This is a genomic window from Williamsia sp. (genome assembly GCF_016462415.1).
GTDB lineage: Bacteria > Actinomycetota > Actinomycetes > Mycobacteriales > Mycobacteriaceae > Williamsia_A.
Genome location: NZ_JAEMTF010000054.1, coordinates 1 through 23385, shown reverse-complemented (window position 1 = coordinate 23385; position 23385 = coordinate 1). Strand labels below are relative to the sequence as shown.

Sequence of the window (23385 nt, the reverse complement as noted above, 5' to 3'; positions counted from 1 at the left end):
CTCGCCGGTACTGCTTCGCGCATGTTCGAGATGCCCGTCGGGCACTCGTTCCATACTACTGCCTCAATCGACCGGAAATGGGTATCCGGGGCCGCTGACGCGCTCTCAGGACGGATTTCTCGACTCAACCCATCCCCGTTTGTACGAAGCCGGGTAGACGCACCTCTACGGCGTTTCTCCAGCCTTCTGACGTCGCCTGTGCGCGCTCGGTTCCGCATACGGGTCACCCATAGGTGTCGCGCGGACCCCGTCCGGAGACATGACGGTCCCCTTTTCGCCAGGACGGAGCCTTCGGACCGGTGATGCGCAGGGTCGTGACCACGCCGTTTCCCACATGCGCAGCGATCTTGGCCAGGATCTGTGCCTGGATCAACCGCAACTGAGTCGCCCACGCGGTGGATTCAGCGGTGATGTGCAGGACCTTGTCGCGTAGCACCGTCGGCTCCGCGTGGCCGGCGATGTCGGGTCCGACGATCTGCGCCCAGGCACCGAAGACCGTTCCCTCGCCGATCTTGGGCTGCCACCCGCGACTGCGCGCGATCCCGCCGGCGAGCCGACCGAGTGGTTGCGGATCCCGTTCGTCGGGGCCCGCACCCGACCATCCACTGCGACGGGTCCTGCGCCGAACCGGCGACGATCTGCCCTGACCCACGGACTTGCCGGCGGCCCGCGCCGCCGACCGGGCGTCCTCGAGCGCCTTGCGGGCGAGTTCGTACCCCGCCGGAGCCGCGCCCGACGGCTCGGACGAACCGTCGGATCCGGACTCGGACTCGTCGGTCATGTGGCCTCCCCCTCGTCGAGAAGATGTGACAGACGCCCACCGTCCCCGTCATCGCGCACGCCCACCGCGATTCGCCGGCCACCGATTGCGGTCGGGATGTCGTCGGCAACCGCGGCGGTGATGATGACCTGCTCCACCGACTGCGCGAACGTCGAGAGCGCCGCCCGACGCGCGGCGTCGAGTTCGGCGAACACATCGTCGAGCAACACGACCGGCTCAGCGCCGTCGGACCGGATCAACTCCACCGACCCCAGACGCATCGCGAGCGCCAACGACCACGATTCCCCATGGCTGGCAAACCCTTTGGCGATCTGACCCGCCAAGGTGATGTCGATGTCGTCACGATGCGGACCGATCAGACACACCCCGCGATCTATCTCCTTGCCGCGCGCGGCGGCGAGACTGTGCAACAGAACCGCCTCGATGTACTCCTCGTCGGCCGGTGTGTCGCCCGCAGGCAACACCTCGTCACCGACGACCGCGCGGTACCTCAGGTCGATCGGCCGCGATGCCGGGGCCAACGTCGAGTACTCCTGCTGGACGAACGGCCGCAACCTGGTGAGCACGTCGATACGCCCCGCGGTCACCTGGGCACCGAACTGGGCAAGCTGGGTGTCCCACACGTCCAACGTGCTGATCACCGACGCAGCGGAGTCACCACCCGATCGCATCGCCGACGCGGCGGTCTTGAGCAGTGCCGCCCGCTGGCGCAGGACGCGATCGTAATCGGCACGGGCAGCGACCATCCGGGGTCCCGCCAACGCCGCGAGCTCGTCGACGAACCGCCGTCGATCGGCGGGATCACCCCGTACCAGGGCGAGATCCTCGGGGGCGAACATCACGGTGCGCAGGATCCCCAGGATGTCGCGCGGGCGGCGCGACGGGGCGCCGTTGACCGACGCACGGTTGCTCCGACCGGGGGTGATCTGCAGCTCGACGGTCAGCTCACGCCCGGAATTGATCACGGTCGCCGATGCCATGGCGGTCTCGCTCCCGGTGCGCACCAGCGCCGCGTCGTTGCTGACCCGATGTGACCGGAGTGTCGACAGGTAGTTCAGCGACTCGACGAGATTGGTCTTACCGAATCCGTTGCGCCCCACAAAGATCGTGGGTTCCGGCTCGAGTTCGACGCGTACCTCCTGCCACGACCGGAAGTCGCGCAGACGCAGCGTCCGGACGTACACCTACCCGATGCCCGAGGTCACTGGTGCTGCGCAGGCTTGACCGCGTGCCCACCGAACTGATTACGCAGGGCCGACACCGCCTTCAGGGTCGGCGAACCGCCCTCCTGACGGGATGCGAAGCGTGCGAACAGAGCAGCGGAGATGACGTTCGCGGGCACCGAATGGCGGATGGCCTCTTCGACGGTCCAGCGTCCCTCACCGGAATCGGTTGTGTAATCGGAGATCTCGGTCAGACCCGGATCTTCCTGCAGCGCCTTGACCAACAGGTCGAGCAACCAGGAACGGATGACGGTTCCGTGGGTCCATGCACGCAACGTGCCCTCGACGTCGTCGATGAGCGGTTCGGCGGCCAACAATTCGTATCCCTCGCCGTAGGCGTGCATCAACCCGTACTCGATGCCGTTGTGCACCATCTTGGCGTAATGACCGGCACCGACGGGGCCGGCGTGGACGAAGCCGTCGGCACGCTCACCGGGCGGACGCAACGCATCGAAGATCGGCATCGCCTTCTCGACGTCGGAGGCAGCGCCACCGGCCATCAGCCCGTACCCGTTCTCCAGACCCCACACACCGCCGGACACACCGCAGTCGAGGTAGCCGATTCCCTTGGCGTCCAACAGTTCCGCGTGTACTGCGTCGTCGGTGTAGCGCGAGTTGCCGCCGTCGATGACGAGATCGCCCGGGGACAGCACATCGGCCAGCTTCTCGACGGTCTCGCGGGTGGGTGCTCCCGACGGGACCATCACCCACACGACACGTGGCGCCTGCAGAGCCGCGGCCAGGTCGGCGAGCGATGCGACGTCGGTGACCTCGGGACGAGGGTCGTATCCGATGACCTCGTGGTCGAACTGCTTGAGCCGCGAGCGCATGTTGGCGCCCATCTTGCCGAGCCCGATCAAGCCGAGTTGCATGGTGATTCCTCTCGCGGATGTATGGAGGTGTGTTCTCGGCGGTGAGAACGGTCGGGTGACGACGCCCCTCGTGACGCGGCTCTATCCGGGCAGTCGGACCGGCATCAGCAGATACGTGAACGCGCTGCTCGGAGCGGCGTACGCACCGGAGTCGTCGGCCTGCGGCGGTTCACCGGTCGACGGTCGCAGCACAGCCGGCCGACTCGGGGTGGTGAATCCGAAATCGACTGCGGTGGTGTGCAATGCGGCCAGGCCGTCGAGCAGATAACCCGGGTTGAACGCGATGGTCAGCGGCTCACCGTGGAAGTCCACCGGGACCTCCTCCTCGGCCTTGCCCGCGTCGTCGCCACCGGCGGTGAGCAACACCGATCCCTCGGTGAACTCCATCCGAACCTGGGCGCCGCGCTCGGCGACCAGGGCCACACGCTTGATGGCGTCGGTCAGCGGTGCGATGTCGACGGTGGCCATGGAGGTGTGCGACGGCGGCAACAGCTGACGGAACTTCGGGAACTCCGCGTCGAGCAGACGGGTCGTGGTCTGGCGTCCCTGTCCGAGGATGCCGAGCAGACCCTCTGCACCGATGCTGCCCGACGACCCGAGGGCCAGGGAGATCGCGGCGCCACCCTCGGCGCCGGCTGACTTGGCCGATTCGGACAACGTCTTGGCCGGCACCAGCACGGCGGCGGTGTCGCCCGAGGTGGGTTCCCAGGTGAGTTCACGGACAGCGAGCCGGAAGCGGTCGGTGGCGGCGAGCACGACGGTGTCGTTCTCGATCTCGACGCGGATACCGGTGAGCATCGGCAGGGTGTCGTCTCGGCCCGCGGCGATGGCGACCTGGGTGATCGCCTCGGCGAACAGTTCCGTCGGGATGCTGCCGGTGATCGGCGGTACCTCGGGCAGGGACGGGTAATCCTCGACCGGCATGGTCGGCAGGGAGAACCGCGAACTGCCGCAGGCGATGGCCACGCGGGTGCCGTCGAGGCTGACATCGACCGGCTTGGACGGCAGGGACCGGGTGATGTCGGCCAACAACTTGCCCGAGACCAGCACGCGGCCCTCGTCGGCGACCTCGGCGGAGAGGTCGACCTGGGCCGAGACCTCGTAGTCGAAGCCCGAGACCGTCAGGCCCTTGTCGCCTGCGGTGAGAACCACGCAGCCGAGAACGGGAACGGGCGGACGGCTGGGGAGACTGCGGGCAACCCAGGCAACCGACTCTGCGAATTCATCGCGAGTCACGCGGAACTTCACTGCGATCGACCCTCCATATCGGTCCGATCCTCCATAGCGTCGACTGCCCTTCGATGGTGTGCGAGTCCTGCGTGAACCGGTGGGTCTCCACTCTAGAACGGAAGGGGGCGTGCGGGGGCAAACGGGTGGAGCTTGTAACGGCTGGTGACGGAACCGTTCTCACGGGCGGTGTGGACGGACGATCTGTCCACACACCTGCTTTTAAAGACTATTGAGAAAGATAAATTCTCAGTAGTAATAGGTCCTGTGGAATCTGTGTACAGGGTGTGGTTGGTGCACGTGGGGCGGCACGTGACGCTGTGGACCGATCGTGGACAGATCACAGGAGATCGGTCACACGTTGTGTACACGTCAGCGTCCGTTCATCTCGGTCCACCGTCGGTGCACAGGCTGACGGAGTTATCCACCGAGTTATCCACAGCTGGGGAGCGACGGTGAACACGTGTTCCGGTCGCCCGAAAGCGACATCGAGGCCTCGATGTGAGGTTGAGAGAACGCTCGTCCGAGCGGTGTGATCCGGTGAACGGGATCAGCGGCGGGCGCGCTGTTTGATGCGCGCGGTGAGTTCCTGGACGTGGTCGTACACCTTGCGGCGCTCGGCCATCTCCTTGCGGATCTTCTTGTCGGCGTACATCACCGTGGTGTGGTCACGATCGAAGGTCTCACCGATCTTCGGCAGCGACAGATCGGTGAGCTCGCGGCACAGGTACATCGAGATCTGACGGGCCTGGGCGATGGACCGGGTCTTTCCGGGCCCACGCAGCTCGTCGACGCTGATCTCGAAGTACTCGGCGGTGATCGCGAGGATGGCCGGCGCGTTGATCTCCACGCTGCCGGAATCGGGCAACAGTGCCTGCAGGACGATCTCGGCCAGGGCCAGGTTGAGTTCGGCGTTGTTCAGCGACGCGAACGCGGTGACCCGGATGAGGGCGCCCTCGAGCTCACGGATGTTGCGCTCGATCTTCGAGGCGATCAGCTCGAGTACCTCGGCGGGTACCTGCAGGTTGTCCATCTGCGCTTTCTTGCGCAGGATGGCGATGCGGGTCTCCAGCTCGGGAGGCTGGACGTCGGTGATCAGGCCCCATTCGAACCGGGTACGGAGCCGGTCCTCGAGAGTGGCCAACTGCTTGGGTGGGCGGTCCGAGGACACCACGATCTGCTTGTTGGCGTTGTGCAGGGTGTTGAAGGTGTGGAAGAACTCCTCCTGGATACCCTCTTTGCCCTCGAGGAACTGGATGTCGTCGACGAGGAGCACATCGACATCGCGGTAGCGACGTTTGAACGCGACACGGCGATCGTCACGCAGAGAGTTGATGAAGTCGTTGGTGAATTCCTCGGTGGAGACGTATTTGACGCGCATCCCCGGGAACAGTCGTTGCGCGTAGTGGCCGGCCGCGTGCAGCAGATGGGTTTTGCCGAGACCGGACTCACCCCAGATGAACAAGGGGTTGTACGCCCGGGCCGGCGCCTCGGAGATCGCGACCGCGGCGGCGTGCGCGAACCGGTTGGAGGCCCCGATGACGAAGGTGTCGAAGGTGTACTTCGGGTTCAGACTGCTGGGCTCGCCCGGGGTGGACGCGTTGAAGTAGGTCGACCACTCGCCGTCGACCCTGCGGTGGTCGGGCGATCCGTGCGGCCCGACGGTGTCGATACGACCGTTCTCCGAGTGGTACTCCGAGCTGTCGCGGCGATCGGCGAAAGTGTCGGGAAGGGTGTCCAGCGAGGCCGCGACGTCGATCGAGGCGGGTGCGGCAGGCACTCCGACGGGTACGTCGGGGGTGGGCGCGATTCGAACCCCGAGGTCGACCTCCATGCCGAGGTGGCGGCTGAGAGAGGTGCGGATGGGTTCGCGCAGAGTGCGCTCGATCTGCTCCTGGACGAAAGCGGTCGGCACCGCCAACAGGGCGAACCCCTCGGCCAGGGTCAGGGGTTGGACCAGCGACAACCAGGCCTTTTGCTGCCGTGTGAGTGTGTCGTCGGTTCCGGTGTCGGCACCGAGGTCGACGATGACCCGCTGCCAGATCTCACCGAACGTGTCGCGATCGGACCCCATCGACAACGCCCCTCCTGGCTGTGCGGCACCGCTGACATGCGCAACCGCGGTCGCCATCGTCGCTCACGACAACGGGTTTGTCCACACGGTTATCCACAGTTGTGCACAGCTGCTTGAGTACCGGCCATCGGGCGATGCCCGAGCCTGGAACCGGTCAGCGAAATCGACTCCGAACGGTGCCGTCGAACGCGTGCTCGTCAGAAGCTAACAGAGCCCGCGGCCGGTCTCAACAGATTCGGTCGCACGATTTCGACCAGAAGTCGACGACCGTCGTGTCGTCGGCGTGTCGTGCGAATCGGATCGCCGGTGGGAAACCGTTGCCGGGGCGGCTGATCGCGGTTTGACCAGTGAACATGCGATAAGTACTCTCGAACGGTCGCCGAGGTGTCGGTCGTCCATGCGCCGATGTGCGTGAGATCGACGGGCCGCGGCAAGCAAACCACCAGGTAATGGGTGTCTTGAGAGCGTAATGCTCCCGGTGCCCCGATAACGAGGAGTTCAATCGTGGCCAAGGGAAAGCGGACCTTCCAGCCCAACGTTCGTCGTCGTGCACGCGTGCACGGTTTCCGTCTCCGGATGCGCACGCGCGCCGGCCGGTCGATCGTCAACACCCGGCGCCGCAAGGGCCGCTCGAGCCTGACTGCCTGATCTCGACGGGAGAAGCGGGCGTTCCCGCGTTCTCCCGCGGTCATCGTCACAGTGCTCGCACGTCACCAGCGGATCAGCCGAGGATCCGAGTTCACCCGCACCCTGCGTCACGGCGTGCGGGTGCGTCGGACTGATCTGATGACCTACGTGCTGATCGCGCCGACCCGGTGGCCGGATGATCGTCACGTTCGACTCGACGTGGTCGAGTTCGGTGGGCCCCGGGTGGGTCTCATCGTCAGCAAGGCGGTCGGTGACGCCGTGACCCGTCATTCCGTCGCTCGGCGCCTGCGCGCTGCCGCTGCCGCGGCTCTCGAAGACGTCGACACGGCGTCGACCGTCGTCATCCGGGCTCTGCCGTCGTCAGCGACAGTGCCGAGTGACGTTCTGGCACAACAACTCTTCTCTGCTCTCGGCAAGTCGGGGCTGCGCGCGACGGTGTCGTCATGAGTGTGACGGCATTCCCGCGACGCGCCCTGGTCTTCCTGATCGAGCTCTATCGCACCTGGATCTCCCCGACCCGTCTGCCGTCCTGCCGATTCGAGCCCACGTGTAGCGCCTATGCCGTGGAGGCGGTCACTGAGTGGGGCGCGATCCGCGGAGGGGCCTTGTCGGTGGTGCGTCTGGCCAAGTGCGGCCCCTGGCACAAACCCGGCTACGACCCGGTGCCGGAGAGATCAGGGCACCATGGAGAGCGAACCGACGCCGCGGCCGCGGACGCCACACACCTACGCGTCCGGCGACGCGAGACAACAAGTGCGTCTGATGACGCAGTGAGGAGTACCTGACACCGTGCTCAACTTCATCTACTACCCGGTCTCGGGAATCATGTGGGTCTGGCAATGGGTGTTCAGCCACATCCTCCCCGACTCCCCCGGTGGCAGCGGCGTCGCGTGGGCACTGTCGGTCATCTTCCTCGTCTTCACCCTGCGCGCGATTCTCTACAAGCCGTTCGTGAAGCAGATCCGCACCACGCGGCAGATGCAGGAGATCCAGCCGCAGCTGCAGGCGATCCGCAAGAAGTACGCCAAGGATCGCGTGAAGATGACCGAGGAGATGCAGAAGCTGCAGAAGGAGCACGGGTTCAACCCGCTCCTCGGATGCCTGCCGATGCTCGCGCAGATCCCGGTCTTCATCGGCCTGTTCCACGTGCTCCGATCCTTCAATCGGATGGGCACCGGCTTCGGTCAGCTCGGTATGACCGCGGCGGAGACCCGGTCGACGGGCAACTACTTCTTCAGCGCCGACCAGGTGCAGAACTTCCTCGACGCGCGTCTGTTCGGTGTGCCGCTCTCCGCGGCCATCTCGCAGCCCAAATCCGAGTGGGTCGCCTTCAGCGCCGACGGTGTCATCGACTTCACCCGTGCCCACATCATCTATCTGGTCATCCCGCTGGTGATCGTGTCGTCGATCGCCACACACATGAACTCGCGCGCGTCGGTGGCCCGACAGGGTGCCGCGGCCCTGGAGAACCCCCAGACCGCGATCATGAACAAGCTCGCGCTGTACGTCTTCCCCCTGGGCATCCTGGTGTCGGGTGCGTTCTTCCCGGTCGCGATCCTTCTGTACTGGGTCAGCAACAACCTGTGGACCTACGGTCAGCAGCACATCGTCTTCAACCGCATCGAGAAGGAAGACGAGGCGAAGAAGGCCGCGAAGCAGGAGAAGTTGAAGGCCAACGCACCCAAGCCGGGTGCCCGTCCCGAACGTGCCAAGAAGAAGGCCGGGCCCGATGCGTCGGCGAACGGTGCGACGAACGGCGCCTCGGCCAACGGAACGGCGAAGGAATCTGCGAACGGGTCCACGCCCAACCTCACGAAGGGCTCCTCCCCCGCGCCGGATGACTCCTCGACGGTGACTGCGAAGTCGAACGGTTCCGGCGCCCAGAACAAGGCGAAACAGACGGCGACGAAGCAGCCTGCTGCGAAGACGCCTCGTCCGGGACAGAAGCCGACAGGTGCCGGGGGTCGGACCGGCGCCGCGGGCTCCAACACTGCGCGCCGTAAGAAACGGCGCTGACCCACGCAGTCCTGCTCCGCAGTGCGCGGAGCGTCGGCACCACCCTCGACGCGGGTGCCTCCCTCACGAACGAACACACGATCAAAGGTGATGAGAATGACGGCAGATACGAGCGACGTGCACGTCGCAGAGACCGACGACACGACGCCCGACGCGAACGAGTCGGTCGAGCAGACCGATGCGGACACCACGCGGGTAGAAGCGGACGACGCAGCGGATCCCGATGACGCCGAGGGCGGCACGGACGATCGGTTGGTCGAGGAGGGCGAGGTCGCCGGGGACTACCTCGAGCAACTCCTCGATGTCCTCGATTTCGACGGCGACATCGATCTCGACGTCGACGGCGACCGTGCGATCGTCAGCATCGACGGCGGTCAGGATCTGGGAAAGCTCGTCGGAAAGAACGGCGAGGTCCTCGATGCCCTTCAGGAGTTGACCCGTCTGGCCGTGCAGCAGACCACCGGTGACCGCAGTCGACTGATGCTCGACGTCGCCCGTTGGCGCGCAGACCGCCGCGAGCGTCTCTCGATCCTCGGCAGCGAGGTCGCGCAACGCGTCCTCGACAACGGAGGCCGCGAGGAGCTGGAGCCGATGACGCCGTTCGAGCGCAAGATCGTCCACGATGCCGTTGCCGCGGTGGACGGGGTCATCAGCGAGAGCGAAGGTGTCGAGCCCCGCCGTCGCGTGGTGGTCATCAAGCAGTAGCGCACCCCGCACGAGTTCGACGACGAAGTCCCGGTGACCCCGGGACTTCGTCGTTTCCGGGGTGCTGCGGCTAGATGGTGGTGAATGACAGCAGTGTGATTAAGGGATGATGTTTCACGTGAAACCTGATGAAGAGAGCAGTCAGAATGACGTCGCCGCCGCGATCGACGCAGTCTTCGGTGACCGAGCTCCGGCTGCGCGGGCGTACCGCGAGATCCTCGCGAACGCCGGTGTGGAGCGCGGTCTGATCGGGCCCCGGGAGGTGGACCGGCTATGGGTCCGGCACATCCTGAATTGCGCCGTGATGGGGGAACCGATCGCAGAGGGCGCGACCGTCGCCGATGTCGGCAGCGGTGCGGGCCTGCCCGGCATTCCGCTCGCGCTTGCTCGCCCCGACTTGTCGATCACCCTCATCGAGCCGCTGCTGCGCCGGCACACCTTCCTCACCGAGGTTGTCGCCGAGCTGTCCCTGTCGGTTCGGGTCATCCGGGGCCGGGCTGAGGACAAGGCCGTCCGCGCCGAGGTCGGACTGTCCGACGTCGTGACCTCACGGGCGGTGGCTCCGCTGGATCGTCTGGCGCGGTGGTCGCTGCCGCTCATCCGGCCCGACGGAGAGCTCATCGCGATCAAGGGGTCATCGGCGGCCGACGAGATCACGACGCACAAGGCGGAGGTCGGCAAGCTCGGACTGACCGACCTGCGCGTGGAGTCATGTGGGACCGATACTCTTGCGGTACCGACCACCATCATCCGCGGCCGACTCCGTAGTCCGTCGTCACGTCGCCGATGAGCGGGTGCGTGGGGTTCAGCTCGACAAGGCGCAGTGATGGGTCTCGTGGTGAGCATCGTCGAGGAAGTAGAGCGGCAATACAGTGATGGGCAAGCGGGCGCGAAGGAGAATGGCTGTGGCTCAGGGTTCACCGGACAGTGCCGCGGGAGGCTCGGAGGCCATGGTTTCACGTGAAACCCCCGACCCGGTTTCACGTGAAACATCGGCCAAGTACTTCGACACACCTATCGCCGCCGCGGCCGAGCGGGCGAGTCAGGTGCTGACGCCAGGGGGAGCCGGGCAACTCCCCCGCCCCCGCGAACCGCGCATCATCACGGTGGCGAACCAGAAGGGCGGCGTCGGCAAGACGACGACATCGGTCAACATCGCCGCAGCGCTCGCCCTGCACGGACTCGGAGTCCTCGTGATCGATCTCGATCCACAGGGCAACGCGAGTACGGCCCTGGGCATCGACCACCGCGACCCCGACGTCAACTCGGTGTACGAACTCCTCCTCGGTGAGATCACCCTGGCGCAGGCGATGCAGCGCAGTCCCGCGCACCAGCGACTGTTCTGCGTCCCCGCCACGCTGGATCTGGCCGGTGCCGAGATCGAACTGGTGTCGATGGTGGCGCGGGAGACGCGGCTACGGAACGCGCTCGATCTCGACACCATTCGCGACAACGACATCGACTACGTGATCGTCGACTGCCCGCCATCACTGGGACTGCTGACGGTCAACGCGATGGTGGCGGCACGTGAGGTGCTCATCCCCATCCAGTGCGAGTACTACGCACTGGAAGGCGTCGGACAGCTGCTGTCCAACATCGAGCTGGTGCAGGCGCACCTGAACAAACACCTGTGGGTGTCGACGGTTCTGCTCACGATGTACGACGGACGCACCAAGCTCGCGGACCAGGTGGCCGATGAGGTGCGACGCCACTTCGGCGACAAGGTGCTCACCACCGTCATCCCCCGCAGCGTGAAGGTCTCCGAGGCCCCGGGCTTCGGCATGACGATCATCGAATACGACCCGGGTTCACGTGGAGCCATGAGCTATCTCGACGCCGGCCGCGAGCTCGGCATGCGTGCCGAGCGCGCCGGACAGGAAGGACAGAACCGATGACCCAGCGCAAAGGTGGCCTGGGCCGCGGTCTTGCCGCCCTGATCCCGACCGGACCGGACGAGGGCCCCCGGCTCGGCAATGCCGCAGCCGACGTTGTTCTCGGTGACGGGAGAACCACGCCCCCGCCTGCGGTCGGCGACAGCGGAGAGGTCTCCGCGGAGTCGCTGACCGACGTCGGCGCGGTCTATCGGGAGATCCCGCCACTGGAGATCCAGCCCAACCCGCAGCAGCCGCGTACGGCTTTCGACGAAGAAGCACTCGCCGAACTCGTGCATTCGATTCGCGAGTTCGGGCTGATGCAGCCCATCGTGGTGCGACGGCTCCCCTCCCCCGTCGGTGATGTCCGCTACCAACTGGTCATGGGCGAGCGCCGATGGCGCGCCAGTCAGGAAGCCGGCCTCGCGGCGATCCCGACCATCGTTCGTGAGACGCCCGACGAGGACATGCTCCGTGATGCGCTGCTGGAGAACATCCACCGCGTTCAACTCAATCCTCTGGAAGAGGCGGCGGCGTACCAGCAGCTGCTCGAGGAGTTCGGTGTCACGCATGACCAGCTGGCGGTGAAGCTCGGCCGTTCGCGGCCGGTCGTGACAAACATGATCCGGCTCCTCAAACTCCCGATCGCAGTCCAGCGCCGCGTCGCCGCCGGCGTCCTCTCGGCCGGGCACGCGCGGGCCATCCTCTCCCTCGAGGCAGGCAGCGACGCCCAGGAAGCTCTCGCCGCGCGGATCGTCGCCGAGGGCATGTCGGTGCGCGCGACCGAGGAGGCGGTGACTCTGGCCAACCATGACGGGCCGGCCGCCGACCAACCGCAGACCCGCAAGCGCAAGCCGATGCAGATGCCCGGCCTCCGTGACGTGGCCGAGCGGCTGTCCGACCGTCTCGACACCCGCGTCACGGTGTCGATGGGGAAGCAGAAGGGCAAAATTGTCGTCGAGTTCGCCACGGTGCAAGACCTCGAACGTATCGTGGAGCTCGTCGCAAAAAATGCTTCTGTGTAGCGCGTTTTTCCACGTCCACCGCTGGGGAGGTGAAACGTCACTGTGACAGCAGAACCTCAGCGACGTACCACTTCCTTCGAGACAGGTTGTGCTCCAATGGATTTACTGTTCAACACCGCACACGCGAAGTGGTCGGATCCGAGCAGAGGAGTCTGACGCCGTGGGAATCTCGATTCATCCGCTTCGGCTCGACGGATTCGACGCATTGCCGCCCCACGTCCGGCAGTGCATCTTCTGGGAGGTCGATCCGGCCGTCATCCCGGGGGCTGACAGTGGATACGTGATCGACAGCGAGTTCGACAAAGAAGCATGGGTCTCGATGGTCATGCTCGACTGGGGTAAGTGCGCTCAGGTCGCCGTGGAGTCGACCACCGGCCGTGCGATCGGGACCGCCTTCTACGCCCCGCCGGGGCGGGTTCCCCGTGCCCGACTCTTCCCGACCTCACCGGTGAGCGCCGACGCCGTCCTGTTGACCTCCGTCCGTGTCGACGCAGGGTTCGCGGGTACCGCGGAGATGTTGATCGACAGCGTCATCGGTGACCTGATCCAGCGCGGGGTGCGCGCGGTCGAGGCGTTCGGGATCGTCCGCTCGGACGGCGACACCGAGCACCCGGCCACCGCTCCCCGCTCGGCCGGTGGGCGCCCCGACCCGCAGGCGTCGCTGTGCCCGGGCTGCATGATCGACGCGCACTTCTTGAAGGACTCCGGCTTCGACCTCATCGCGTCACACCCGCGCTTCCCTCGGTTCCGGCTGGAACTCGATGAAGGCCTCGGATGGAAGTCCGCGGTCGAGAGCGCGCTGCAGGGGTTGGTCGTGATGGCGGCGATCGACGTACCGGGCCGCGAGCGTGAGAGGGTGGCGACGCCGGTGGGGCGTCGCCGCGACCGATAGAGGTCAGCGAGCGATCTGCTCGGAGGCGAGCAGATCGGCGAACGTGTACGTCCCGGTCGGCTGGTCGTTCTCGCCGAGCAGATAGAGACGCTTGACGGCGACGAGAATCGCGTCGGCGATGACGTCCCGGGTCTGGGGGTCGGCGAGGGCAGCGGCGTCGCGGGGGTTGGTGATGTAGCCGACGTCGATCTGAGCGACGGGCATGCGGGTGAGTCGCAGGATGTCCCAGGTGCGCTGGTGGGTGCGGCAGTCCTTGAGGCCGGTGCGCGCGACGATCTCACGCTGGATGAACCCGGACAGTGACCGACCGATGGTCGAGGCGGACCCGTGTGCGTTGCCGAAGTAGAAACTGGCGGTGCCGTTGGCGTTTGCGTTCTTGTAGCGGCCGCAGCGCAGCGCGATGACGAGGTCGGCACCGTAGCTGTTGGCGATGCGGGCGCGGTCGGCGTCGTCGGGGTTGTCGGCGGCCGAGCGGGACGGGAACGTCTCCATCCCGGCTGCAGCCATCCGGCCTTCCACGAGGCGAGCGAGGTCCCACAGGACGCGGGTCTCGAGATCGGCGGTGGCGGCGTCGACGTACTCGTCGGGGACGCCGAAGCCGGGGTCGATGACGATGCGCTTTCCCGACAGCCGGGGTCCGGAGCGGCGAACCGTCTCCTCCTCGCGGATGGCGTGCGGGGAGCCGCCGGTGACCCGCGTGCCGAGGTGGTGCAGGGAGCGCAGGGTGCCGGGTCCGCAGATGCCGTCGGGGGTCATGCCGTATTCGCTCTGGTAGGAGCACAGGGCGTTGTGGGTGACGGGTCCGAACTGGCCGTCGACGAGCCCGGTGTAGTACCCGAGGATGCCCAGGCGCGACTGGAGGGTGGCGACGTCGTCGCCGTGCATGGGGGCGGAGAGGCGGTAGGCCAGGATGCGTGCGCCGAGGCTGTAGGACGCCTCACGCAGTACGCGGTAGGTGGCGGGTCCGACGATGCCGTCGACGATGAGACCGCGGTTCTGCTGGAAGGCGCGCACGGCATGATCGGTGGCCAGATCGAACTCGGTCTCCGGAGCGGTCCATCCGTTGCCGGCCGGGGGTTCCGATGCCGATGCGGCCGAGTCCTCGAGCAGCCCTTGAGCAGCGAGGATGGCGCGAATCTCGGCGACGGCCGAGCCTCGGTCGCCCAGGCGGTACAACGGCATTGCACTGAGCCTTTCTCGCCACACTGATCTGATCTGTTGTGGCCCGCGTGTGCTGCACACCCATGGGCCGACACTGAAGTGTCTCAGGTCTGCGGCTCGGGAGCCAATATGAGCCAAGCGTCACCCACCGGGGACCGCCGACGGCGGCGCACCACGGCGGACCCGGACGCGACGACGCCGGGACGGTTCGTCCCGGCGTCGCCGACATGTTCTCCGGTGTCAGGCAGGTGTGCCGATGACGTCGTCGAGCTCGCGCAGCAGCGCGGCCTTGCCCTTGGCGCCGACGATGGTCTTCACGGGCTCACCGTTTTGGAACAGGATCATGGTCGGAATCGACATGATCTTGAAATCCCGTGCGACGGCGGGGTTCTCGTCGACATCGAGCTTCGCGATGGTGAGCTTGTCGCCGTTGTCGGCCGCGATCTCCTCGAGGACGGGGGCGACCATCTTGCACGGGCCGCACCAGGTGGCCCAGAAGTCGACCAGGACCGGCTTGTCGGAGCCGAGAACCTCGCTCTTGAATGTGTCGTCGGTGACGACCACTGTGTTTGCACCCATTGTGTCCTCCTAGTGAGACGTGTGTGACGTGAGAATCTGTGGTGGAACCCTCAGACGAGGGATCCGACCGCCGCGTCGGCCGCGACGGGGGTGGTGGCGTCGGCGCGGTCGGCCAGCCAGCGTTCGGCGTCGATGGACGCGCTACAGCCGGTGCCGGCCGCGGTGATCGCCTGCCGGTAGCGGTGGTCGACGAGATCGCCGCATGCGAAGACACCCGGGATCGATGTGGCGGTGGTCCGGCCCTGGACCTGCACGTATCCGTCCTCGTCCAGGTCGACCTGGCCGGCGACGAGCGCGCTGCGCGGGTCGTGACCGATGGCGACGAACATCCCGGTGACGTCGAGAACGCTGGCCTCGCCGGTCACGGTGTCGAGCAGGTCGATGCCGCTGACCGAACCCTCACCGCGCACACCGGTGACGGCGGCGTTGGTGACGAAGCGGATCTTGTCGTTGGCCTTGGCCCGCTCGAGCATGATCTTCGACGCGCGGAACTCCTCGCGACGGTGCACCAGGGTGACCGAACGCGCGAACTTGGTGAGGAACGTCGCCTCCTCCATCGCGGAGTCGCCACCGCCGATGACGGCGATGTCCTGGTCCTTGAAGAAGAAACCGTCGCAGGTCGCGCACGCCGAGACGCCGCGTCCGAGCAGTTCGGCCTCGCCGGGGATGTCGAGGTAGCGTGCGGCTGCGCCCATCGCCAGGATCACGGCGTGGCTGCGGTAGACCTCACCGGCCACCTCGACCTCTTTGATGTCGCCGGTCAGACGAATCGCGTCGACGTCCTCCATGCGGAGGTCGGTGCCGAATCGCAGTGCCTGCTCACGCATCTCGTCCATCAGGGCGGGGCCCTGGATGCCACTCTGGAAGCCGGGGAAGTTTTCGACCTCGGTGGTGGTCATCAGTGCGCCGCCGAACTGCGTTCCCTCGAACACGACCGGCGCCAACTCGGCACGCGCTGCGTAGACCGCTGCGGTGTACCCGGCCGGGCCGGATCCGACGATGATCACGTCGTGGATCGTGCCGGTCCCTGAGTCGCTCATCTGTCCTCTTCTCACTGTCGATAGCCGGCTGGTTCAACACAAGGGTAGGTGGATCTGTTCCCCGTGGTCGGACCTGGCGGGTGTGCGGACGATGTGCGTCGCTCATCCGGTGGGACCGGCGGCCCCCAGGGTGCGTCGCGAGATGGTCGCCGGGGTGCCGGTGTCGCACGACGGGTCCACGACCAGGGCGTCGAACCGGCCCGCGACCCCGGTGGACAGCAGGATGACCACCGCAGGACCGCCACCGACCGTCAGTCGTCCGCTGCCCACCACCGGGGTGCGCGGTGCGACGCCGTTGGCGCTCAGGCAGCGCTGCAGGCGGTCGGGCCCGTTCTGTCCGGTGAACGCGGCATCGTCGCGACCCAGCACCGACAGCAGTGCCCCCACCTGCACCTCGACAGACGGTGCGGGGGTCGATGCCGGCGCCGTCGTGTCGTCGGCACGGTCGGTGTCGCCCTGCGACGACATGGTCGCGGTCGAGACCGCGATCACCAGCGTGAGGACGGCGATGATCCCCGCGGCGATGGAGGCGATGACCATGCCGCGGCGGCGGCGGGCGTCCCGCTGCCGGTCTCGCGCGTCCTCGATCGACTCGACCGGCGGCGCGGCGGCGCCCGAAGCGCCGGTGTCCGCGCGGATCGCGGCGAGGGTGGACTCGATCGCGGCCGTGACCGCGGGCGGGGGCGGTTCGGCCGTGGCCTGGGCCGACGCCAGGTCCGCGCGCGTCGCATCCAGGGCGGCGACGATCCGCATCGCCTCCGGATCCGCCCGGACCCGCGGCCACAGCTGCGCCGCGATGTCGTCCGGGAGGACGCCGGCGTGCAGATCGGCGACGAGGTCGACCAGGAACGGCGGGCCCGCGGGCACACGTGTCGGCTCGTCGGCGGATGGCCGGTCAGTCATCGATCACCTCACCTCGTCGGTCTGTGCTGTTCATCAGACGCCGACGGGGGTCGCCGGGTTCCCGTCGGGGGTGTGGTCGTCCGGTTCGCGCAGGTGTCCGAGGACCACGGCGAGTTTGGCCCGTCCCCGCGAACACCGGCTCTTGATCGTGCCCGTCGGCACCCCGAGCAGCTCTGCGGCATCGGTCACCGAGTACCCCTCGACATCGACCGCCACGACGGCTGCGCGCTGGTCGCTCGGCAGCGCGTCGAGGGCGTGGTCGATGGACAGCCGCAGGTCCACCGACACGGTGGGGTCGAACGGGTCGGCGATGGCGGCGATGTCGTACTCGGGCAGGGGGACCGTCTGGCGCATCTTGTTGCGGCGGATGCGGTCCAGGCAGGCGTTGACGACGATCCGATGCAGCCATGAGGTCACGCGGGCGTCCGAGCGGAAGCGGTGGGCGTTGCGATGGGCGTTGAACAACGCGTCCTGCAGTGCGTCGGCGGCGTCGTCGGTGGTGTGACTGGTCCGCCGGGCGACCGCCCAGAGTTGGTTCTGGTGGCGGTGCACCAACACCGCGAACGCGAGCGCGTCCCCCGCGACATGGGCGGCGAGCAACTCCTCGTCGGTGCGCTCGTCGCCATCCCCCGCTTCGGCCATGCGTGGAGATTAATGGACTCCCCGCGCTCAGCGCAGCGGTCGCAGAGGTGCCTGTGGATCAATCGATGAGGTGGCGATCAACCCAGCTCACGCGCCTGTGCCCACAGTCGCTCGACCACCGTGGCGGCCGGGTCGTCGGTCACCGCGGCCACACCGGTCCCCGCCCACAGGGTGACCCCGTCCGGGTCGCCCTGCACGGCAGCGGCCGTCCGCAGCGGGCCGGTCAGGGTGTTGAGCTCGGGGAAGGTCGCCGGCGCCAGCTCGTGGAGGTCGCGGTGGAAGGCGTTGTCCAGGCCGCGGGCCGGGCGCCCGGAGAAGGCCCTGGTCAACACCGTCTCCGCGAACGCGGGGTCGGCCAGCGCGCGGCGGTGCGCCCCGCTGGTCCCGGCCTCGGGGGTGTTCAGCAGCAGTGTGCCGACCGCGACCGCATCGGCCCCCAGGGCCAGTAGGCGGGCCACATCGGCGCCCGACGCCACTCCCCCGGACGCGATCACCTCCACGTCGATCGCGGCGCGGACAGCAGGCAGCAAGTCGACGAGCGGTGTGGTCGGTGGCTCTGCGTCGACCGAGAAGGTCGAGCGATGGCCACCGGCCTCGGGCCCCTGGACCCAGACGACGTCGGCGCCCCGATCGACTGCGGCACGCGCGTCGTCCACATCGGTGACGGTGATGACGATCGCGGATCCTGCGTCGTGCAGTGCCGCGACATCGGACTGCGACGGCAGACCGAAGGTGAACGACACCCACGGAACCGCCGCCTCGACGAGCACGGCGACGACCTCGTCGTAGGCGTCGGTCGAGTACTCCGGGATCTCGGGCACGGTGACGCCGAGCGCTGCGGCCCGCGGGGCCAGGGCGTCACGGTAGGCCCGCAGCGCAGCGCGGTCGACGACGTGGTCGGCGGGCGCGTCCGGGACGAACACGTTGGCGCCGAATCGGTCGACGCCGCGGTCGCGCAGCGCGGTGATCGACTGTGCCACCGCAGTTCCGGGTCGGTAGGCGGTCGCGAGGAAGCCCAGTCCACCCGCACCGGAGACCGCGGCGACGAGGTCATCGGTGCTCGGGCCACCCGCCATGGGTGCGCCGACGACGGGGATGGTGAGATCGGTCAGCGTCGGGGTCACGGCACTCACGCTACCGGGGTGCCGTCGGGCGCCCACACCCCCGACGAACCGCGGCGGAACGAGTCGACGAGATGGGTGTCGACGATGCCCACGGCCTCCATCAGAGCAAACATCGTGGTCGGCCCGACAAATCGGAAGCCTCTGCGGCGCAATTCTTTCGACATGGCCGTCGACGCCGCCGACACCGTCGGGACGTCGGCGAAGGTGACGGGCAGCGGTGTCGTCTCGGGGCGGAACGACCACAAGAGATCGACCAGTCCCCCGTCGTCACGCAACGCCTGCGTTGCCCGTGCGTTGCCGATGGTGGCCTCGATCTTGGCGCGGTTGCGGACGATGCGCGCATCGACGACCAGCCGTTCGACATCGTCATCGGTGAACTCCGCGACGGTGTCGACGTCGAAGTCGCAGAAAACCTCTCGGAACGCGGGCCGCTTGCGCAGGATGATCGACCAGGACAGACCGGCCTGGAATCCCTCGAGGGAGAGCCGTTCGAAGTGGGCGTTCTCGCCGTCGACGGGCATGCCCCACTCGGTGTCGTAGTAGTCGCGCATCATGCCCGGTTCCGAACCCCATACGGGTCGGAGCAGTCCGTCCTCGCACAGCACGGTGCCCGCGGCGGTGTCGGCCACGCGGCGCTAGCTGCCCATCGAGATCTGGCCGATGACACCCTGATACCCGCCGCGGGACGACTGCGGGAGCGAGGTGATCCACACCAGCACGAAGGGGGCGGACTGCGCGTCGCGCACGGTGATGGTGGTGGTCGGTTGATCGACCGAGCCGGCGCCGACCTGGGTCGTGGCGTCGAACGCCGCCGATGCCGACGGCGAGGTGCGGACCTGCACCTCGAGGCCGGGAGACGGGGTCCGGATCGTGACCGTCCGGACCGTGCTCGCGCGGTCGAGGGCGAACATCAGGCCCAGCCCGGGCTTGAGGTTGCCGAAGCGCGGGCCGCCCCGATAGGTGTCGGTCCGCCACGCGGGCGCCTCACCGGAGATCACGTTGCCCACGTTGGTGCTCGAGTCGGCGGTCTGGCGCGAATAGTCGACCACCGTCACCGAGCGCAGACCGATCGGACCCGCCTGTGGCGCAGCGGCTCCGGGCGTCGAGGCGGCGGGTGCGGAACTGTTCAGGATGGAGTCGATGTTCGTCGGTTGCTCGTCGGACCCGACCGTGTCGGACAACCAGACGATCAACGCGATGACCAGGAGCAGGGTGATCAGCCCGGCACCCGCGGCGATGGCGAGCACGCGCATCGATCGCGGTGAGCGGTCGCCGAGGCCGAAGCGGGACTTCCCGCCGGCGCCGTCGCCGCGGACATTGCTCGCCGGTGCGGGCCGTTCGGTCGCGTCGCCGATCACCGGCATCAGGTCGGTCTTCTGGTCGACGACGGTGGCCTGGTCGAGCACGTGCTGGATCGTGGCGGCGGTGCGGATGCCGCTGTTGCCCTCGAGGGCGCGGGCGGCGACGGCGGAGATCTCGAACGGCACATCCGGACGAGCGGCCCTGGGCTCCTTGGGGATCCCGGCCGCGGACGGCTCGGCGACGGGCAGCCCGCCGATCGGTTCGCCGGAGGTGCGGCTGGTGACGACGCCGGCGGCGCCGTCCGGATCGAGCGGCCAGTGCGCCAGCAGCAGGGCGTAGAGCACGGCCCCGAGTCCGCGGACGTCGGTGGTCTTGTCGTCGCCGGCGAGGGTTCCGGGGAACGCCAGCACCGCATTGCCCTCGGTGGAGATCCGGATGCGGTCGGGGTGGTCGATCGACAGTGAGCTGCCGGTGCGGTGGGCCGCCTCGGCGGCCGCGGCGAGTGCACGCACGGCGCGCGCGGCACCGACCGGTGACGGGTTGGTCTTGGCGACATCGGCGAGCGACGAGCCGGTGACCCATTCGGCCACAACGATTCCGCCGGACGAACCGCGGACCACGTCGAGGACGCGGGCGATGCCGGGCGAGTTGACCCGGCCCAGACGCAGCGTCCGGGACAGTACGGCCTGGGGGCCCTCTCCCCTGGCGCCGACGGCGACGCCGGGTTCGGGTGGCGGGGCGAGCTGGTCGGCGTCGACGAAGGTCAGCGCGACATCGCGGTCGAGGTTGATGTCGCGGGCACGCCAGAACTGCAGTCCGCGCGTCCCGCCGTGTGCGGCGAGGAGGCGGTAGCGACCGCCGGCGACCGCGGCGCCGGGCACCAGGCGCGGTCCGCGACGCGGTCGGGGACGGCCCTCGGACGGTCCCGCAGGCGGGCCGGACGGGCCGGGATCGCCCACGGGGACCGACGGTCCGGGACCGGTGGACTCGGAACTGTCGTCGCCCCCGGGGGCCGCGGCGTCGGCCGGGCCGGAGGGCTCGTCGCGCACCGGCTCGTCGGGGCCGGAGCGCTGCGCACGGACCGGTCCGGTCGACGGCGACGGGGCGCCGCGTGCGGGACCCTCGGCGTCGGGACGGATCGCGCTGAGCCGGGGATCGGTGTTGACCATTCCCGGGAGGTCGCGCGCTCCGCCGGCATCGACGTCGTTGTCACCCATGAGGTCCACTCCTCTCCGTCGGTATCGCAGGTCGCGCGGCACACCGGGGGTCACCTGTCCGGCCGCGCCGCCCGTGTGTACCGAATATGCCTGCCAACTGGCCGTTCCGCGATCGAATCGTCGCAACACCTGAACCTGGCCAGAATACGGGAGGCTCTCGTCGCCGGTGATCCGCGGGAAGGCCACGGTCATCTCGGCGATCGACTCCGACGGCGGCTGGCTGGCCGGCGCGATGGCGGGGATGAAGCGGCCGAGCATCCGGCGGACGCTGACGCTGACCGCGATCACGTCGGGGATGCGCAGCAGAACCAGTGCGGTGTAGACCAATCCGAGGGCGACGACCGCGGTGAACGCGAGGTAGGCGATCGATCCGAGCTTGCCGTGGTCGGTCGCGAAGCGGTGTAGCCCGGACAGCTGCGAGACGCCCCACACGAGGGCACAACCGCCGATCGACGCCAGCAGGGTCAGCAGGGTGGTCCGGCTGACGTTGGTCATCCGGATCGGGCCGAGCCGACGTCGCAGCAGGAAGTGTCCGACGATCGCACCGACGATGTAACCGAGCCCGTTGGAGAACGCGAGCCAGCGCACCACGGTGGCGCCGTCGTCGAAGAGCACCGGTCCGAGGTAGGACGCCGCGACCTTGACGATGGTGATGCCCACCGCGATCGCAGTCGGGGTCCAGGCGTCCTCGCGCGCGTAGAAGACGCGGAGCTGCACCAGGGTCATCGAGTACGGGATGATCGTGAACGCGCCCCAGCTCAGGACGGTGCCCAGCTGGTCGGCGTCGTCGAGACCGAACTGGCCGAAGTTGAAGATGGCGATACCGATGGCCGGCCCGAAGAACGTCATGAACGTGATGACCGGGACCAGCGCGACCATCGTCAGACGGGTCGAGAGCGACAGGTCGTCGACCACCGAGTGGGTGTCGTTGGCCGCGGCGTTGCGGGACAGCCGCGGCATGATCGCGGTCAGGATCGTCACGCCGAGAACGCCGTACGGCAGTTGCAGCAGCTGCCAGTGGGTGGCGTAAATGCTGACACCGGAGGAGCTCGCACTCGCCGCGATCCGGTAGGTGATGATGAAGCCGACCTGCAGTACCGCGACATAGAGCACGATCGCGCCTGCCATCCGACCGAACGTGCGCAGGCGGTCGTCGAGGCCCCACCGCAGTCGGAGCTTCACCCCGGCGCGTCGCAGAGCGGGCAGGAGGATCGCCGCCTGGCAGACCACGCCGAGGGTGGTGCCGATGCCGAGGACGAGCAGTTTGGTGTCGCCCATCCGCACCGGGTTCAGCGAGATGTCGCCGGGGACGAGGGCGAACACGATCAGCGTGGTGATCTGGACGATGTTGTTGCAGACCGGCGCCCAGGCACCCGGCTTGAACAACCCCTTCATGTTCAGGATCGCGATGAACAGCGCCGACATCCCGTAGAAGAGGATCTCGGGCAGCAGCAGGTACGCCAGTGCGGTGGCCAGGTCGCGGTTGACCAGGCCGTCACCCAGGTTGAGCAGGGTCAGCAACGGAGCCGCGACGAGCGCGATGATCGTCGCGACGCCCAGCATCGTCAGCGCGAGGGTGAAGATCCGGTTGATGAACCCCTCGCCGCCGTCGGGGTCCTCGGCCTCGGCGCGCACGAGCACCGGGATCACGATCGCGGTCAGGACCGCGCCGAGAACGACCTCGGCGACGAGGTTGGGCAGCACGTAGGCGGCCTGGAACGACGACGCCACAGCACCGCCGAGCAGGGCCAGCACGAGGATGGTGCGGACGAAGCCGGTGATGCGGCTGACCAGGGTGGCCAACGCGATCGACCCACTGGCGCGCAGGACGCTCTCGTCGGAGTCGCGCGAGATCGCCTTCTCGGTGTCGGTCTCGACCGGTTCGCCCGGGTCGAACTCGGGGGCGTCGATCGTCGCGATGCGACGGGTCTGTCCGGACGCGGAGTCGTCGGGGATCGGCGGAGGGTTCCGACGCGCGGACGGCGGTTTCGACATCGACGGGGGCGCGCCGGCCGGGATCGGCGCCGACCGCGGGGGCGTGGTCGGCAGCGGGCGCGAGACCGGCGGGGGGACGTAGCCGGGC

Annotated in this window: 22 protein-coding genes; 9 read left to right on the top strand and 13 right to left on the bottom strand. The window is 67.9% G+C overall.

Annotated features, from left to right (window positions below; genetic code table 11):
• Positions 1–223 precede the first annotated feature (223 nt).
• The 5 genes from JHC79_RS14200 to dnaA form a co-directional block, all read right to left on the bottom strand.
• Positions 224–781: a DUF721 family protein gene (locus tag JHC79_RS14200; protein WP_296391849.1), complete on the bottom strand. Its 558-nt coding sequence runs from the start codon at positions 779–781 to the stop codon at positions 224–226.
• Positions 778–1965: a DNA replication/repair protein RecF gene (recF, locus tag JHC79_RS14195; protein ID WP_296391846.1), complete on the bottom strand. Its 1188-nt coding sequence runs from the start codon at positions 1963–1965 to the stop codon at positions 778–780. Before recF ends, JHC79_RS14200 begins: the two co-directional genes overlap by 4 nt.
• 17 nt (positions 1966–1982) lie before the next feature.
• A complete protein-coding gene (gene gnd / locus JHC79_RS14190) occupies positions 1983–2876 on the bottom strand; it encodes a phosphogluconate dehydrogenase (NAD(+)-dependent, decarboxylating) (protein ID WP_296391844.1) in 894 nt (297 codons plus the stop codon).
• 81 nt (positions 2877–2957) lie between these two features.
• Positions 2958–4124: a DNA polymerase III subunit beta gene (gene dnaN / locus JHC79_RS14185; protein WP_296391842.1), complete on the bottom strand. Its 1167-nt coding sequence runs from the start codon at positions 4122–4124 to the stop codon at positions 2958–2960.
• Between the two features lie 529 nt (positions 4125–4653).
• Positions 4654–6177 carry a chromosomal replication initiator protein DnaA gene (gene dnaA, locus JHC79_RS14180; RefSeq protein WP_296391861.1) on the bottom strand — a complete coding sequence of 508 codons (1524 nt, stop codon included), beginning with the start codon at positions 6175–6177 and terminating at the stop codon, positions 4654–4656.
• A 504-nt stretch (positions 6178–6681) separates the two neighbouring features.
• Between dnaA and rpmH the strand changes: the two genes are divergently transcribed.
• The 9 genes from rpmH to JHC79_RS14135 all read left to right on the top strand — a co-directional run bounded on the left by rpmH (position 6682) and on the right by JHC79_RS14135 (position 13334).
• Complete coding sequence (gene rpmH, locus JHC79_RS14175; protein ID WP_296391840.1) at positions 6682–6825, top strand: 50S ribosomal protein L34; 144 nt, start codon at positions 6682–6684, stop codon at positions 6823–6825.
• A 51-nt stretch (positions 6826–6876) separates the two neighbouring features.
• Positions 6877–7272 (top strand): ribonuclease P protein component, encoded by a 396-nt coding sequence (gene rnpA, locus JHC79_RS14170; RefSeq protein ID WP_296391839.1) that lies wholly within the window; start codon positions 6877–6879, stop codon positions 7270–7272.
• A complete protein-coding gene (gene yidD / locus JHC79_RS14165; protein WP_296391836.1) occupies positions 7269–7610 on the top strand; it encodes a membrane protein insertion efficiency factor YidD in 342 nt (113 codons plus the stop codon). The genes rnpA and yidD overlap by 4 nt, the downstream gene beginning before the upstream one ends.
• A 4-nt stretch (positions 7611–7614) precedes the next feature.
• Complete coding sequence (gene yidC, locus JHC79_RS14160; RefSeq protein ID WP_296391835.1) at positions 7615–8841, top strand: membrane protein insertase YidC; 1227 nt, start codon at positions 7615–7617, stop codon at positions 8839–8841.
• Between the two features lie 96 nt (positions 8842–8937).
• Positions 8938–9546 (top strand): R3H domain-containing nucleic acid-binding protein, encoded by a 609-nt coding sequence (locus tag JHC79_RS14155; protein WP_296391834.1) that lies wholly within the window; start codon positions 8938–8940, stop codon positions 9544–9546.
• Positions 9547–9655: 109 nt separating this feature from the next.
• Positions 9656–10336: a 16S rRNA (guanine(527)-N(7))-methyltransferase RsmG gene (gene rsmG / locus JHC79_RS14150; protein ID WP_296391859.1), complete on the top strand. Its 681-nt coding sequence runs from the start codon at positions 9656–9658 to the stop codon at positions 10334–10336.
• A gap of 160 nt (positions 10337–10496) precedes the next feature.
• A complete protein-coding gene (locus JHC79_RS14145) occupies positions 10497–11441 on the top strand; it encodes a ParA family protein (protein WP_296391832.1) in 945 nt (314 codons plus the stop codon).
• On the top strand, positions 11438–12442 hold the full coding sequence (locus JHC79_RS14140; protein WP_296391830.1) for a ParB/RepB/Spo0J family partition protein: 1005 nt from the start codon (positions 11438–11440) through the stop codon (positions 12440–12442). The genes JHC79_RS14145 and JHC79_RS14140 overlap by 4 nt, the downstream gene beginning before the upstream one ends.
• A 160-nt stretch (positions 12443–12602) precedes the next feature.
• Positions 12603–13334, top strand: coding sequence for a hypothetical protein (locus JHC79_RS14135; protein WP_296391828.1), 732 nt, complete (start codon positions 12603–12605; stop codon positions 13332–13334).
• A 3-nt stretch (positions 13335–13337) separates the two neighbouring features.
• Here JHC79_RS14135 and JHC79_RS14130 read toward each other — a convergent pair whose 3' ends face one another.
• The 8 genes from JHC79_RS14130 to murJ all read right to left on the bottom strand — a co-directional run bounded on the left by JHC79_RS14130 (position 13338) and on the right by murJ (position 23297).
• Entirely contained in the window at positions 13338–14516 is a 1179-nt protein-coding gene (locus JHC79_RS14130; RefSeq protein ID WP_296391826.1) for an N-acetylmuramoyl-L-alanine amidase, read from the bottom strand.
• 219 nt (positions 14517–14735) lie between these two features.
• A complete protein-coding gene (trxA, locus tag JHC79_RS14125; protein WP_296391824.1) occupies positions 14736–15074 on the bottom strand; it encodes a thioredoxin in 339 nt (112 codons plus the stop codon).
• A 50-nt stretch (positions 15075–15124) separates the two neighbouring features.
• Complete coding sequence (trxB, locus tag JHC79_RS14120) at positions 15125–16114, bottom strand: thioredoxin-disulfide reductase (RefSeq protein WP_296391822.1); 990 nt, start codon at positions 16112–16114, stop codon at positions 15125–15127.
• 102 nt (positions 16115–16216) lie between these two features.
• Positions 16217–17017 carry a hypothetical protein gene (locus JHC79_RS14115; RefSeq protein WP_296391821.1) on the bottom strand — a complete coding sequence of 267 codons (801 nt, stop codon included), beginning with the start codon at positions 17015–17017 and terminating at the stop codon, positions 16217–16219.
• 33 nt (positions 17018–17050) lie between these two features.
• Positions 17051–17659 (bottom strand): RNA polymerase sigma factor SigM, encoded by a 609-nt coding sequence (sigM, locus tag JHC79_RS14110; protein WP_296391820.1) that lies wholly within the window; start codon positions 17657–17659, stop codon positions 17051–17053.
• 77 nt (positions 17660–17736) lie between these two features.
• Positions 17737–18783 carry a nitronate monooxygenase gene (locus JHC79_RS14105; protein ID WP_296391818.1) on the bottom strand — a complete coding sequence of 349 codons (1047 nt, stop codon included), beginning with the start codon at positions 18781–18783 and terminating at the stop codon, positions 17737–17739.
• Positions 18784–18788: 5 nt separating this feature from the next.
• Positions 18789–19412, bottom strand: a complete 624-nt coding sequence (locus JHC79_RS14100; protein WP_296391817.1) for a DNA-3-methyladenine glycosylase I — start codon at positions 19410–19412, stop codon at positions 18789–18791.
• 6 nt (positions 19413–19418) lie between these two features.
• Positions 19419–23297 carry a murein biosynthesis integral membrane protein MurJ gene (murJ, locus tag JHC79_RS14095; protein WP_296391857.1) on the bottom strand — a complete coding sequence of 1293 codons (3879 nt, stop codon included), beginning with the start codon at positions 23295–23297 and terminating at the stop codon, positions 19419–19421.
• Between the last annotated feature and the right edge of the window lie 88 nt (positions 23298–23385).

Excerpts from the sequence above, each read along its gene's own strand:
- JHC79_RS14140 (WP_296391830.1), top strand. The coding sequence starts at position 11,438 with ATGACCCAGCGCAAAGGTGGCCTGGGCCGCGGTCTTGCCGCCCTGATC.
- sigM (WP_296391820.1), bottom strand. The coding sequence starts at position 17,659 with ATGGCCGAAGCGGGGGATGGCGACGAGCGCACCGACGAGGAGTTGCTC.
- yidD (WP_296391836.1), top strand. The coding sequence starts at position 7,269 with ATGAGTGTGACGGCATTCCCGCGACGCGCCCTGGTCTTCCTGATCGAG.
- trxA (WP_296391824.1), bottom strand. The coding sequence starts at position 15,074 with ATGGGTGCAAACACAGTGGTCGTCACCGACGACACATTCAAGAGCGAG.
- gnd (WP_296391844.1), bottom strand. The coding sequence starts at position 2,876 with ATGCAACTCGGCTTGATCGGGCTCGGCAAGATGGGCGCCAACATGCGC.
- murJ (WP_296391857.1), bottom strand. The coding sequence starts at position 23,297 with ATGTCGAAACCGCCGTCCGCGCGTCGGAACCCTCCGCCGATCCCCGAC.
- JHC79_RS14145 (WP_296391832.1), top strand. The coding sequence starts at position 10,497 with ATGGTTTCACGTGAAACCCCCGACCCGGTTTCACGTGAAACATCGGCC.
- trxB (WP_296391822.1), bottom strand. The coding sequence starts at position 16,114 with ATGAGCGACTCAGGGACCGGCACGATCCACGACGTGATCATCGTCGGA.
- JHC79_RS14115 (WP_296391821.1), bottom strand. The coding sequence starts at position 17,017 with ATGACTGACCGGCCATCCGCCGACGAGCCGACACGTGTGCCCGCGGGC.
- JHC79_RS14130 (WP_296391826.1), bottom strand. The coding sequence starts at position 14,516 with ATGCCGTTGTACCGCCTGGGCGACCGAGGCTCGGCCGTCGCCGAGATT.
- JHC79_RS14155 (WP_296391834.1), top strand. The coding sequence starts at position 8,938 with ATGACGGCAGATACGAGCGACGTGCACGTCGCAGAGACCGACGACACG.
- rsmG (WP_296391859.1), top strand. The coding sequence starts at position 9,656 with ATGTTTCACGTGAAACCTGATGAAGAGAGCAGTCAGAATGACGTCGCC.
- dnaA (WP_296391861.1), bottom strand. The coding sequence starts at position 6,177 with ATGGGGTCCGATCGCGACACGTTCGGTGAGATCTGGCAGCGGGTCATC.
- JHC79_RS14200 (WP_296391849.1), bottom strand. The coding sequence starts at position 781 with ATGACCGACGAGTCCGAGTCCGGATCCGACGGTTCGTCCGAGCCGTCG.